Source organism: Paenibacillus naphthalenovorans, from assembly GCF_900099895.1.
Classification (GTDB): Bacteria; Bacillota; Bacilli; order Paenibacillales; family NBRC-103111; genus Paenibacillus_G; species Paenibacillus_G naphthalenovorans.
The window spans coordinates 1-12,323 of sequence record NZ_FNDY01000033.1 but is presented as its reverse complement, the minus strand read 5'-3'; the positions used below and the strand labels follow the sequence as shown (position 1 = coordinate 12,323).

Below are 12,323 nucleotides of genomic sequence, written 5' to 3'. Positions count from 1 at the left end.
CCTCCTTTACTTCACAAACTCAAAGACATCCTGATAGACCGTCCCCTGTACGCGGAAGGCTCCGTCATCCAGCGGCTGTTTGTCTTTTAGTCCGTCCTTATGATCCAGCAGTTTGGTCTCCACCATCAACCCTTCGCGTGAACGCAGCGCCAAGGCTTCCTTAAGCGCCGCTTCGCGATGCTCGGCGGTGTAAGCGACAAGCACTCTCCTTGCCGTTGCGCTTGATGCGCTTTTCCCGACTACCTCTAAAATGCGGTTCGTCTTCAGCGCGAATCCGGTGGCCGGCGCCGGACGTCCAAACTGCGACAGTAGATTGTCATAGCGGCCGCCGCTGCATACGGGAAAACCAAGATCTGCGGCATATCCTTCAAACGTCATGCCTGTATAATAGGAGAAATCTCCGATCATCGTCAGATCGATTAACACATGCTCACTTACATGATAAGCCTTCAGCACATCCCATATCTCACACAAATGAGCGATCGCACGTTCGGCTACAGGATCATGCGTCACTTGCTGCGCCAGACGGCAAATCTCCTGCCCGCCGCGCAGACGAAGAACGCCTTCCAGCTTCTTTTGCACCTCTGCCGGCAGCCCGAGCGCTTTAATCGTCTCCCGATAACCTACGTAATCGCGGCTCAGGAGGCAGTCCTTCAACGCCCGCTGAGCATCCGGACGCCCTTCCAGCATCTCCTGGAACAATCCGTTCAAGAATCCCACATGGCCAAGGGCGATCTTGAACTCCTTCACGCCGGCAGCCTGCAGGCACGCCACCGCCAGCGCGATCACTTCCGCATCCGATTCGCTCGAATCGTCGCCTACCAGCTCTACACCGGTCTGGAAAAACTCCGCATCCCGTCCCGCTTCCGCTTCAATGGCCCGGAAAACATTGGCATGATACGACAGGCGCAGAGGAAACGGATGTTCCCTCAGCAGCGAGGATACCACACGGGCAATCGGCGCTGTCATGTCCGATCGCATGACCAGCGTTGTTCCGTTGCGGTCGAGCAGTTTGAACAGCTTTTTATCTTCCGTGGAGCTCGCGACTCCAACCGTATCGTAATATTCCAAAGTAGGCGTTATAATTTCTCTGTATCCCCAGCGCTCCATACACTGCAGCACTTTGAACTCAATGCCGCGTAGCGCCGCCGCCGCCTCGGGGAGATAGTCCTTTACGCCTGTCGGCTTTTCAAACACCTTCGGTTTGGACATCGGTCTTCACCCTTACTATTCATTAAATGATATTGGATTCGGTTCATCTTTGAGTCATCCATCTATTACTTTAGTCCGCTAATGTGCTACCATACTACCAAGATAAAGAAGACACTCGCTAGTTTACCACGGAAGCCCCGATTCGTCAATGATCGGGAAACAGGTTCGGATGCCATCTGCTTATAATGAATGAAGGGAGCCAACGGCTTTCGGCTCCCAACTTCCCCTGACTGTTATCGATTGCCGGTTGAAGGAGCCGCATTGGGGAAACCGGCCCTTCTCCCGCAGGATGAAATTTATTCCATATTTAAGGAAACCGGCTCTTTCCGCACATCCTCACGGATCACCCGCAGCGGATTACCCGCTACGAAGCTGTACGGAGCCACATCTTTATGGACCACCGAACCCGCCCCAATAACGGCATGATCCCCTATCGTGACACCCGGTAAAATCGTCGTGTTGGCGCCGATCATTACATGGGAACCGATGCGTACACGCCCAAGCCGATACTCTTTGATTAAATATTCGTGTGTCAGGATGGTGGAGTTATAGCCGATAATGGTATTGTCGCCTACCTCAATCTTTTCGGGAAAAAAGACATCCACCATCACCATCAGCGCGAAAGAAGCCTGCTCCCCCACCTTCATCCCCAGCACCCGGCGGTAAATCCAGCGCTTCAGCGGCAGGGAAGGAGTATATCTGGATATTTGGATGAATATAAAATTGCGAACGGCCTTCCATCGGCTGATCGTGCTGTACATTTGCCACAGCGAGTTCGGCCCTTCTACCGGATACCTGTCCGTTTGTCTCACTGGCTACTTCCCCTCGACGCCGGCAAGCGGCAAAATTTCACGAATATCGTCAATGATATAGGTCGGCTCATACCGCTTTAAATAATCTATCCCCTTCAACGACCAGGAAACACCCACAGAACGAATGCCTGCCTGATGCGCCGCTTCGATATCATAGTGGCTGTCGCCGACCATTATCGCAGCCGAGGCGTCCGCTTCAAGGTCACGCAGCGCCTTGCGGATGCCTTCCGGATCTGGCTTGGGCTTTGTCACATCATCTACGGTCACAATCGTACCGAACAAGTCGAACATGCCGGTCAGCCTAAGCCCCATTTCCGTCGTTCGGCGGATTTTGCTCGTGACCACGCCCAGCTTCACTCCCGCGGCATGCAGCCGCGCCAATGTCTCCCGCACATACGGGAATTCTTTAACCAGCTCGTCATGGCGGCTGATATTAAATTCCCGGTACTTGGCCACCAAATCTTCCACCTGTTCCCTTCCGGAGAAATACACCATCTGTTCGATCAACGGCCGTCCCATGTTCGGAACAATGCGTTCACGCGTCAGCGGTTCAGGCCCCACCCCTTCAAACGTATGTAGAAAGGATTGAATAATCAGTTCATTCGTATCGATAATGGTTCCATCCAAATCAAACAGTATGGTTCGAATCATTCTTCTGCTCCTTCGTCTTGCCGTCTTGACTATGACCACCGGCCGTCGTCTCGGCACCGCCTGCTTTCGTATCGTCAGAGACCGGCGCCCCGGATCGATCCGGTTCTTCCCCGATCCGATAAATCGGATCTGAGTAACGTGCCGCAGCGGCCCCGCTCCGGCGGCGGACCACGATCAGTGTAATGGCGGCGAGAACGATCAACAAGGCCAACAGCTGAGATATGCGCACGTTGCCGCCATAGGTCAAGTAGCCCTGCTCGAAGCCAAGCAGCTGCATCGGGGACCAAAGCCCGTTCATCAGCTCGGCCAACCATGCCGGTCCCGTGAAATCAAGGCTGTCGGTCCGCAGCGCCTCAATGAAAAAACGCCCAGTCGAATACCAGATGAAATAGCTTAAAAAGAGCTCTCCCGCCCGCATAAACGATTGTCTCCGCAGCACGAGCAGCAGAAGAAGCCCCACGATGTTCCATACCGATTCGTACAGAAAGGTAGGATGGTAATACCGTCCGTCGATCAGCATTTGATTCACGATCCAGTCCGGCAGATGCAGATTTTCCCGCAGGAAGGCTTCCGTCACCGGCCCGCCGTGCGCTTCCTGATTCATGAAGTTTCCCCATCGGCCGATGGCTTGACCGACAATCAACCCCGGGGCGCAAATATCGGCGATTCGCCAGAATGAATACCCTTTACGCCGAACATAAAAAAACGCAGCAGCGATCGCCCCGATGAGTGCGCCGTAAATGGCAATGCCGCCCTCCCATATTTTGAACACATCCCACAAATTGTCCTTATAATCGTCCCATTGGAAGGCTACATAATAAATCCTTGCGCCAATGATAGCCGACGGCACTCCGATCAGGACCAAGTCCATAAAAAAATCGGGGGACATCTTGAACCTTTTCCCCTCTTGTATGGCAAGCACCAGCCCTATCAGAGCAGCCGTACCCAGAATAATACCGTACCAGCGAACGCTCAACGGACCGATGGAGAACGCAATCGGATTTATCGCAAGAAACATGCTTAAACTCCCTTCCACTTACCTTCCTAATGATGAGCAGTACAATTCTATTCCAAATCGTCCATATCTTCGTTCAGCGACTCTGTAAGCTTATTTGTAAACTGCAGCGCGGCATTATATCCCATTCGCTTCAGCCTGTAGTTCATAGCCGCCACTTCGATGATGACCGCCAGGTTACGTCCGGGTCGTACAGGGATCGTAACCAGCGGAATGTCGGTATCGATAATCCGCGTCGTCTCCTCGTCCAGACCCAGCCTGTCATACTGTTTATCCTGCTGCCAAATCTCCAGCTTGCAGACCACCGAAATTTTCTTTGCCGTCCTTACGGCGCCTGCCCCGAACAGCGTCATCACATTAATAATTCCGATCCCGCGGATCTCGAGCAGATGCCGAATCAGCTCAGGAGCGTTCCCGATCAGTTGATTGTCTGCCGTTTGCCGGATTTCCACCGCATCGTCGGCGATGAGCCTGTGACCGCGCTTGACCAATTCCAAAGCCGTCTCACTTTTGCCAATGCCGCTGGAGCCGGAAATCAGCATACCAATCCCGTACACATCAACCAGTACCCCGTGGATTGTCGTCGAGGGCGCAAGCCGGTTCTCCAGAAATCCCGTCAGTCTGCTGGCCAGGATGGTCGTCGCCAGATTCGTCCGCATCACGGTAATATGATGTTCGTTTGCCGCCGCGAGCAGCTCAATCGGCGCCTCCATCCCGCGGCTGATAATGATACATGGCGTTTCTTCCGGCGAACAAAGCCTCTGCATCCGATCCATCCGTTCCTCGGAAGACAAGCGGTCAAAGAAGGTAAGCTCCGTCTTTCCCAGAATCTGGACCCGATCGTGCGGGTGAAATTCATAATAGCCGGCCATCTCCAAGCTCGGCCGGTATAAATCGGCTGTTGTAATCGGACGCTTTAGCCCTTCTTCGCCGCAAATGATTTCCAAATGGAACTCCTTCACCAAATCGGATACTTTCACTTTTTTCGGCATCGTGCTCTTTCTCCTTTTTATCCCAATATTCTCATCCTAACGAAATCCCGCGCATAAATCAACCGGAAGAAGCTGCCCTTTCGTTCACGAAGATTCAAAAAAAGGCCAGCCCATCAGGGCTGACCTTTTGAATCATTGCTGCGATTAGGAATGAAGCAGGATGGAAGCAGTCGTATCTTTATCGAAGAAATGAACCTTGTTCATATCGATAGCGAGTTTCACGTTCGAACCTTCTTTAAGGCCTGAACGTCCGTCTACACGGGCTACGACGCTTTGTGTACCGATACCGTTCAGGTACAGGAACATTTCATGACCCAGGTTCTCGGCCACCTCGATATAGGAGTTCACGATGCTGTTCGGTGAAGCTTCCATAAAGATGGCTTCTTCGTGAAAATCTTCCGGACGAACGCCCATTACGACTTCCTTGCCTACATAACCTTTTTCACGCAGGATTTTTGCTTTTCCTTCCGGCACCTCTACATCGATACCCGTAGTTTTGAAATGCAAGCTTCCGCCCTGATCTACAAATCCGCCGTTGATGAAGTTCATGGACGGGGAACCGATGAAGCCTGCTACGAACATATTCACCGGATGGTTATAGATTTCTTCCGGCGTAGCCGCTTGTTGAATAACGCCTTTATCCATAACGACGATCCGGTCGCCCATGGTCATGGCTTCCGTTTGGTCATGCGTTACGTAAATCACGGTCGTCTCAAGACGTTTGTGCAGTTTGCTGATCTCAGCACGCATCTGTACGCGCAGCTTGGCGTCCAGGTTGGAGAGCGGTTCGTCCATCAGGAACACTTGCGGCTCGCGGACAATCGCACGACCCAAGGCAACACGCTGACGCTGACCGCCGGAAAGAGCCTTCGGCTTGCGATCCAGCAAATGCTCGATGTCGAGAATTTTGGCCGCCTCGCGTACACGGGCGTCGATGTCGGCTTTCTTGAATTTACGGAGCTTCAAACCGAATGCCATGTTTTGATACACGTTCATGTGAGGATACAGCGCGTAGGATTGGAAAACCATCGCGATGTCACGGTCTTTCGGTGCTACGTCATTCACCAAACGGTCGCCGATATACAGTTCGCCTTCCGTAATTTCTTCCAGACCGGCGATCATGCGAAGCGTAGTTGACTTACCGCAGCCGGAAGCGCCTACGAGAACAAGAAATTCTTTGTCTTTAATATCAAGATGAAAGTCCTTCACCGTTGCTTCTTCAGCACCAGGATATCTTTTAACGACGTGGTTTAAACGTACACCTGCCATGATTAATTCCTCCTGCGAGTTAGTATCGTGATATGGTTAAATCATACCGTACCTGACCGCAGGCTGACTATGCACAATCTTCACAAAAAAATCACTTTCTTTTCGTGACTTTGTACAATAGCATAGCGATTTTGACCAGCACCGCATGATTGAAGGTCCGAACGTCCAATCCCGTTTCCTGCTTGAATCTGTCCAGCCGGTACAGCAGTGTGTTCCGGTGAATATACAGCTTTTTGGCCGTTTCGCTGACGTTGCAGTCGAGCTGAAAGAAATGCTCGAGCGTCGTTAGGGTCTCCGGATCGAACGCCAGGTCCAGACGTTGGGCGGCGCGTTCCAAAAAACCGGCCTTCTCCGCATCGGGGATCAGATGCACCAGCTTTTCAAGCTGAAGCTCCCATGGCAAATGCGTAGTGCTGCCAACATGATACGTCCGTCCCAGCATCATCGTCTCCCGCAGCTGCAATATAGCTGCATAAAGCTCTTTTGAAGGAAGAATCGGGTAATGGACAGCCAGGTGACACTCCCCCACCCATTCATTCTCCAGCATTTCATGCAATCCATAGCCCACCGCCGCAAGCAGATCCTCCTGCGTTTCTTCATCAGGGTCGCGATCCTCTTTGTCATCTATAGAAAGGATGTTTTCCGGCGCCAGCATGAGCCATTCTTTATCTGTCAAAGGAATCAATGTGATTTCGGCATCAAAAAACGACTCCAGCAGCTTCTTCAGCTCAAGATACTGCACGCGGCGGGCCGTCGTATAATCGCCGTACAGCAGCAGCGGAATTTTGGTGGAATACAACCCCAGCTGGGACACCAGCGTATCCGGCATCTCCGCCTGGACCAATCCGAGCTCCTGCTGCTCCCGGAACCATTCGCGTACCAGTCCCGCCTTGCGCTCCAATTCACTCACGGTTACCGGGCTTTTTTTGTCCCGGACATTCCACGCTTCCAGCATCAGCTCGACAAGCCGGCGTTCCACCGGAGTGACCGCATCCTCCCGCACCGTAAAGAGCCGGGCGTCCTGCCCTTCCTTTTGCACGAAAAAGTACACTTCCTCACCCTTGGCCAAGCTCCCCGCTCCGCTTTCCTGCGCATCGCGCCGCCAGTCGTCCCATGACCATTTGGCCGATTTTACCGGAACGTTCAACGTCTTCTCGAGCCGCTCCCTTAACAGTTCCCAATCCATGTCCTGGCTCCCAACCTTCTATAAATAATGATGAAGATTACTTCGTTCGCTGTTCTATATTGTAGCATAACTGCACTGCCGTAAAAATAAAAAGGGCGCAATGTCCGTACTTTGGCGCTCCATCATTCAGGATAATTTATTGCAATATGGAAATAATTTTTAAGAGTCTGCATTCGGACGCTATCCCGCCAATATCGAAGGAGGGCAAGGTCATTCCAAGCTTGCGTTACGGTACGAGAACTGTTTCTTTTGAAATCCCCCCGGCCTGTTCTTACGAGACGATTACTTACATGCAGGAGCAGCCATGCGCAGGGCGTGACCGCTCTTTACATCTGATCCGGGAAGCGCTTAAGGCACCGATCGACTCGCCCGGACTTCGGGAACTGGCGGCCGGACACAGCCGGGCGGTCATTCTGGTCAGCGACGGCACAAGGCTCTGTCCGACTCCGCTGCTGTTGGAACCTTTGCTTGAAGAGCTACGATCCGCGGGCATTCAAGACGACGGAATCGATATCATCGTGGCGCTCGGCGTTCATCGGAAGCATACCGAAGAGGAACTGCGGGAATTGGTGGGGGAGGCCGTATACCAAAGAATTAGGGTGTACAATCATTCCGCTCTGCCTGAGGATTGCGTGCATGTCGGAACGACCTCGCACGGCACGCCGGTGGAAATCAACCGGCGGGTGGTTGAAGCGCCGCTTCGCATCGCGACGGGCAACATCGAGCCTCATGCCCTGGTCGGCGTCTCCGGCGGGGTGAAAGCACTGATTCCCGGCGTCGCCTCGCAGTCCTGTATCGAGCACAATCACGGACTGTCTCTGCAGTACCGCGCGGCGATTGGGGATCCGGATAATCCGATTCACCGCGATCTCGAGGAAGCTCATGCCTTCGTTCCCATTCATTTTCTTCTCAACGTGATCGTCGATATGGACAGGCATGTTCTGGACGCGGTAGCCGGGAATGTGCACTCGGCTCATCGAACCGGCGCAGCTCTTGCCTCCGCCCGCTTCTTGCATCCCGTTCGCAAGCGGTACGATCTCGTCATTGTATCTCCCGGAGGGGATCCTAAAGACCGGCAGCTCTATCAAGCGGTAAAAGCTCTGCGCAATGCCGCTGCGTTTACCAAGCCGGGAGGGCCGATCCTGATGGCGGCGGAGCTTTCCGAGGGACTCGGCAACGGCATGTTTCAGTACTGGGTCGAAACGATATCGGACCGGCCGCGGATGACGGCCAAGCTGAAACAGCACTTTGTGCTCGGCGCCCATAAAATATTGCACGTAGACGAAGTGCTCAACAGCCATCCGGTGTATTTGCATTCTTCCCTCCCCCGTCACATGACGGAGCTTCTGGGCTTCCATCCGGCGGATCATCTGGAAACGGTTCTGAAAGATCTGTCGAAGACATCCCCGTTGGAACTGGCCGTCATGCCGTTCGGTTCCTTAACCTTTCCCGGGCAACCCCGGCCCCAAGCTTAATCTCACATGGAGGCGATTCCTATGAATTGGACCGGTTGGCCCTTGGAGCGCGTTGTATTTTTATTTGTCGGCTTGGCTTTTTTGGCCGTGTGGGTACAGGTCACGCTATCGCATTACCGCCAGAACTTCCATCACAAAGCGATGTGGTCTCCTGTCATTTCATCGCCAATTTACAGTCTGGCAGCGATATGGATTGCCATATCCCGCCCGGATTGGCTGCTTTCTGTCTTTGTTTTCCTGATGTGGTTCGGCGTTCTGACCGGCACCGCCGGCTTCTACTATCATTTTCACGGCGTAGGCTTGCGTGTAGGCGGCTACAGCATGCGCAATTTTCTGGTCGGCCCGCCTGTCCTCATGCCTATGATGTACATCGCGATCAGCGTGCTGGGCCTGATCGCTTACTATTGGAGGTAAGTCAGCCTATGAAACGTCTTACCCGCTACCCCTCTTACAATGTGATGAACGAACAGCATGAATGGGATGAACATACGCGAAAAATCGTTAACTCCCGGCTGCAAACCTTCGGGGGCCATACCTTCCTCACAACGGTGGAAGCGGAAATGCTGAGAGCATGGTGCAGTCTGTTAATGGATGACGCCCGTCCGGAGATCATACAATTCGTGCTCGGCCACATCGACCGGTCACTGGCCTCCGGAGAGGAAAGCCAGCGCAAGCCCGGGATTCCTCCAGTCCAAGAGCTGGTTCGCCAGGGTCTGCAGGCGCTGGAAGCCGCATGCCAGTCCATCCATACGAAGCTTTTCTTTCATCTGGAGGAGAAGCAGAAAAAACAGCTTATGGAAGAGATCAGCCAGGGCGAGGCGGTTCCTCACGAAGTGTGGCGGGACGTACCCCAGCAGGTATTTTTCCAGAAGCTGCTTTCCTTGAGCATCGAAGCCTATTATTCCCATCCGGAGATATGGTCGGAAATCGGATTTGGCGGACCGGCTTACCCTCGCGGCTACGCTCGTATGGAACATCTCGATCCCTGGGAGGCGAAGGAGGAGAAGAAAAAAGAATGAAGCGGAAATACGAAAACGAAACGGTGGACGTCGTCATTGTGGGTGCCGGCGCGGCGGGAGGGGTTCTGGCCAAGGAGCTCAGTGAAGCCGGAATGCGAATCGTAGTGCTGGATGCAGGGCCGTTTCGCGACCCGCAGCACGACTTTGCCAGCGATGAGTTGGCCATGAAGCAGCTGGGCTGGCAGGATACGCGCATTGTAGATGGTGCAGACCCGCTCCAGATGGGGCACAACAATTCCGGCAAAGGGGTAGGCGGAGGCACGGTGCATTTTACCGGCGTCTTCTTGCGGTTTCACGAGACAGACTTCAAGTCTAGGACGCTTGACGGCGTAGGAGAAGACTGGCCGATCGGATACGCGGATCTGGCGCCCTACTACGATAAAGTGGAAAAAGAAATCGCCGTATCGGGTCCGAAGTATTTCCCTTGGGGATCATTCCACGGCCCCTATCCGTACCCGGAGCGTGATCCGATCAGCCCGAACGCCCAATTGTTCGCTAAAGGCTGCGAGAAGCTTGGCATTCGCTGGGTGGTCAGCCCGCTCGCCATCCTGTCAGCGCCCTTTGAGGGCCGGCCGCCCTGCATTAACCGCGGCTTCTGCACACAGGGCTGCATGCCGAACGCCAAATTCAGCACACTGATCGTGCACATTCCAAAAGCCATACGGGCCGGAGCGGAGGTTCTTCCCGACTGTATGGTCACGCAGGTGAACGTCGGTAAAGACGGCAGGGCGACCGGCGTCACCTTCGTTCATAACGGCAAGACCTATGAACAGCGGGCTAAATTGGTCATTATCTCCGCGTATGTCGTAGAAACCCCAAGGCTTTTGTTAAACTCGGCCAATGCGCAGTTCCCCAACGGGCTTGCGAACAGCAGCGGATGGGTGGGCAAAGCGTTCATGACGCACAGCAGCAACGACGTCTACGCGCGGTTCGATCACGATGTGCGGCTGTACAAAGGAACGCCGGTACTTGCGACGACGCAGGATTTCTATCATCTAACCGGGGGTGTCACGCGCGGCTACACGCTGCACGCCCGCGGAGTCAGGCCGCTGAGCTTTGCCCAGGGCATCTCCAAGTCGGGCGGCAGCCGCCCGGTCTGGGGCACACGTCTGCGTGAAGCGGTGCTCGACTATAACGCCTATGCGCGCATTACCATGGTCGGCGAAGTACTGCCCGACCCCGGCAACACCGTCACCCTGAGCGAATGCAAGGACTCAAACGGCATGCCGCTGGCCAAAGTCACCTTCAGCTACGGCGATAACGACAAGCGGCTTATTGATCATGCCGTAGGTACAATGAAAGACATTCTTAAAGCCGCCGGCGGAAGGCCGGAGTTCGTCGTGCCCGATACCGCCCATCTGATGGGCGGCTGCCGCATGGGGTCGGACCCGGAGAGCTCCGTGGTCAACTCCTACGGTCAGACGCATGACATTCCAAATTTGTTCATCTGTGATGCCAGTATCTTTGTTACCTCGGGTGCCGGCAATCCGACGAATACGGTCATGGCGTTGGCTTCCCGTACAGCCGACTACATTAAAGAAAAAGCCAACCTCAGGGAATTATAGCCCGTTCTCATGCCTATTGCTTGAAAATGTAAGGGGGAGCGAATCGTTTGAATCGTCAAGTAACTTTTACAAAATGCAAAAAAGAGACCTTCTAAAGGTCTCTCTACGGTCACCAAATGGTGAGCCATGTAGGACTCGAACCTACGACACCCTGATTAAAAGTCAGGTGCTCTACCAACTGAGCTAATGGCTCTTATGAACTGGTGGAGGCTGATGGATTCGAACCACCGAACTCGTCAGAGAACAGATTTACAGTCTGCTGCGTTTGGCCACTTCGCTAAGCCTCCGGATTAAAAGCCTATGGTGGCTCGGGACGGAATCGAACCGCCGACACGAGGATTTTCAGTCCTCTGCTCTACCGACTGAGCTACCGAGCCTTATGTACTATAGCTTGTCATCTATAGATCAGGTCTAATCTTTGTAAATCATGGCGGAGCCGACGGGATACTCTCGTTTCACTCGAGACTGCGATGCAGTGCTAACGAGGTTAAAGCTCCGACGAACCCTAATGGGTTCTCATCCCTTACAGGATGTATATCATGGCGGAGCCGACGGGATTCGAACCCGCGGTCTCCTGCGTGACAGGCAGGCATGTTAGGCCTCTACACCACGGCTCCGCATCAGGATACTGGTGCCGCCGAGAGGACTTGAACCCCCAACCTACTGATTACAAGTCAGTTGCTCTACCAATTGAGCTACAGCGGCATATGATGGTGGAGGCTGACGGGATCGAACCGCCGACCCTCTGCTTGTAAGGCAGATGCTCTCCCAGCTGAGCTAAGCCTCCATCATTCGATAAACGCATATCGAAGCTTTATAAATCAATTTAAAAAATGGTAGCGGCAGAGGGGATCGAACCCCCGACCTTACGGGTATGAACCGTACGCTCTAGCCAGCTGAGCTACGCCGCCACAGTTAGCCAACGGAGAGAGAGGGATTCGAACCCTCGCACCACTTACGCAGTCTAACCCCTTAGCAGAGGGTCCCCTTGAGCCACTTGGGTATCTCTCCAAGCTTGAACAAAACTCAAGACTTGCGCCCTGAAAACTGGATCGAAACCAAGCCGCTGATCATCTTCATGTGCTTTTTGGATAAGCCCTCGACCGATTAGTATTCGTCAGCTCCAC

Annotated in this window: 11 protein-coding genes and 8 tRNA genes; 4 read left to right on the top strand and 15 right to left on the bottom strand. The window is 53.7% G+C overall.

Annotation, left to right across the window (positions count from 1 at the left end):
- Positions 1-6 precede the first annotated feature (6 nt).
- The 7 genes from BLT35_RS21655 to BLT35_RS21625 all read right to left on the bottom strand — a co-directional run bounded on the left by BLT35_RS21655 (position 7) and on the right by BLT35_RS21625 (position 7,137).
- The gene (locus BLT35_RS21655; RefSeq protein ID WP_074729713.1) at positions 7-1,212 is read right to left on the bottom strand and encodes an ATP phosphoribosyltransferase regulatory subunit; all 1,206 of its coding nucleotides are present in this window, start codon (positions 1,210-1,212) and stop codon (positions 7-9) included.
- Between the two features lie 296 nt (positions 1,213-1,508).
- Positions 1,509-2,024, bottom strand: a complete 516-nt coding sequence (locus BLT35_RS21650) for an acyltransferase (RefSeq protein ID WP_074729712.1) — start codon at positions 2,022-2,024, stop codon at positions 1,509-1,511.
- 3 nt (positions 2,025-2,027) lie between these two features.
- Positions 2,028-2,675, bottom strand: coding sequence for a pyrophosphatase PpaX (gene ppaX, locus BLT35_RS21645; protein WP_074729711.1), 648 nt, complete (start codon positions 2,673-2,675; stop codon positions 2,028-2,030).
- Complete coding sequence (lgt, locus tag BLT35_RS21640; protein WP_062410078.1) at positions 2,653-3,693, bottom strand: prolipoprotein diacylglyceryl transferase; 1,041 nt, start codon at positions 3,691-3,693, stop codon at positions 2,653-2,655. The genes ppaX and lgt overlap by 23 nt, the downstream gene beginning before the upstream one ends.
- A gap of 47 nt (positions 3,694-3,740) precedes the next feature.
- A complete protein-coding gene (gene hprK, locus BLT35_RS21635) occupies positions 3,741-4,682 on the bottom strand; it encodes an HPr(Ser) kinase/phosphatase (protein ID WP_062410079.1) in 942 nt (313 codons plus the stop codon).
- Positions 4,683-4,826: 144 nt separating this feature from the next.
- Positions 4,827-5,951, bottom strand: a complete 1,125-nt coding sequence (locus tag BLT35_RS21630; RefSeq protein WP_062410080.1) for an ABC transporter ATP-binding protein — start codon at positions 5,949-5,951, stop codon at positions 4,827-4,829.
- Between the two features lie 91 nt (positions 5,952-6,042).
- Positions 6,043-7,137 (bottom strand): PucR family transcriptional regulator, encoded by a 1,095-nt coding sequence (locus tag BLT35_RS21625; RefSeq protein ID WP_074729710.1) that lies wholly within the window; start codon positions 7,135-7,137, stop codon positions 6,043-6,045.
- A gap of 146 nt (positions 7,138-7,283) precedes the next feature.
- Between BLT35_RS21625 and BLT35_RS21620 the strand changes: the two genes are divergently transcribed.
- From BLT35_RS21620 to BLT35_RS21605, 4 genes are read left to right on the top strand one after another with little or no spacing between them, the layout of a single operon-like run.
- The gene (locus BLT35_RS21620; RefSeq protein ID WP_174351618.1) at positions 7,284-8,612 is read left to right on the top strand and encodes a nickel-dependent lactate racemase family protein; all 1,329 of its coding nucleotides are present in this window, start codon (positions 7,284-7,286) and stop codon (positions 8,610-8,612) included.
- Positions 8,613-8,633: 21 nt separating this feature from the next.
- The gene (locus BLT35_RS21615) at positions 8,634-9,026 is read left to right on the top strand and encodes a hypothetical protein (protein ID WP_062410082.1); all 393 of its coding nucleotides are present in this window, start codon (positions 8,634-8,636) and stop codon (positions 9,024-9,026) included.
- An 8-nt stretch (positions 9,027-9,034) separates the two neighbouring features.
- Complete coding sequence (locus BLT35_RS21610; protein WP_074729709.1) at positions 9,035-9,631, top strand: gluconate 2-dehydrogenase subunit 3 family protein; 597 nt, start codon at positions 9,035-9,037, stop codon at positions 9,629-9,631.
- On the top strand, positions 9,628-11,196 hold the full coding sequence (locus BLT35_RS21605; protein ID WP_074729708.1) for a GMC family oxidoreductase: 1,569 nt from the start codon (positions 9,628-9,630) through the stop codon (positions 11,194-11,196). Before BLT35_RS21610 ends, BLT35_RS21605 begins: the two co-directional genes overlap by 4 nt.
- A gap of 117 nt (positions 11,197-11,313) precedes the next feature.
- Here the strand turns inward: BLT35_RS21605 and BLT35_RS21600 are convergent.
- From BLT35_RS21600 to BLT35_RS21565, 8 genes are all read right to left on the bottom strand, one after another.
- Positions 11,314-11,389, bottom strand: a tRNA-Lys gene (locus tag BLT35_RS21600).
- An 8-nt stretch (positions 11,390-11,397) separates the two neighbouring features.
- Positions 11,398-11,483, bottom strand: a tRNA-Tyr gene (locus BLT35_RS21595).
- A gap of 14 nt (positions 11,484-11,497) precedes the next feature.
- Positions 11,498-11,573: transfer RNA gene (locus tag BLT35_RS21590), tRNA-Phe, on the bottom strand.
- 163 nt (positions 11,574-11,736) lie between these two features.
- Positions 11,737-11,813 (bottom strand) — tRNA-Asp (locus tag BLT35_RS21585).
- A 12-nt stretch (positions 11,814-11,825) separates the two neighbouring features.
- A tRNA-Thr gene (locus BLT35_RS21580) sits at positions 11,826-11,901 on the bottom strand.
- A gap of 6 nt (positions 11,902-11,907) precedes the next feature.
- Positions 11,908-11,983, bottom strand: a tRNA-Val gene (locus BLT35_RS21575).
- A 47-nt stretch (positions 11,984-12,030) separates the two neighbouring features.
- Positions 12,031-12,107 (bottom strand) — tRNA-Met (locus BLT35_RS21570).
- A 12-nt stretch (positions 12,108-12,119) separates the two neighbouring features.
- A tRNA-Ser gene (locus tag BLT35_RS21565) sits at positions 12,120-12,207 on the bottom strand.
- Positions 12,208-12,323 lie beyond the last annotated feature (116 nt).

Coding starts and splice junctions, on each gene's coding strand:
- BLT35_RS21655 (WP_074729713.1), bottom strand. CDS start 1,212: ATGTCCAAACCGAAGGTGTTTGAAAAGCCGACAGGCGTAAAGGACTAT.
- ppaX (WP_074729711.1), bottom strand. CDS start 2,675: ATGATTCGAACCATACTGTTTGATTTGGATGGAACCATTATCGATACG.
- lgt (WP_062410078.1), bottom strand. CDS start 3,693: ATGTTTCTTGCGATAAATCCGATTGCGTTCTCCATCGGTCCGTTGAGC.
- hprK (WP_062410079.1), bottom strand. CDS start 4,682: ATGCCGAAAAAAGTGAAAGTATCCGATTTGGTGAAGGAGTTCCATTTG.
- BLT35_RS21630 (WP_062410080.1), bottom strand. CDS start 5,951: ATGGCAGGTGTACGTTTAAACCACGTCGTTAAAAGATATCCTGGTGCT.
- BLT35_RS21625 (WP_074729710.1), bottom strand. CDS start 7,137: ATGGATTGGGAACTGTTAAGGGAGCGGCTCGAGAAGACGTTGAACGTT.
- BLT35_RS21620 (WP_174351618.1), top strand. CDS start 7,284: ATGGAAATAATTTTTAAGAGTCTGCATTCGGACGCTATCCCGCCAATA.
- BLT35_RS21615 (WP_062410082.1), top strand. CDS start 8,634: ATGAATTGGACCGGTTGGCCCTTGGAGCGCGTTGTATTTTTATTTGTC.
- BLT35_RS21610 (WP_074729709.1), top strand. CDS start 9,035: ATGAAACGTCTTACCCGCTACCCCTCTTACAATGTGATGAACGAACAG.
- BLT35_RS21605 (WP_074729708.1), top strand. CDS start 9,628: ATGAAGCGGAAATACGAAAACGAAACGGTGGACGTCGTCATTGTGGGT.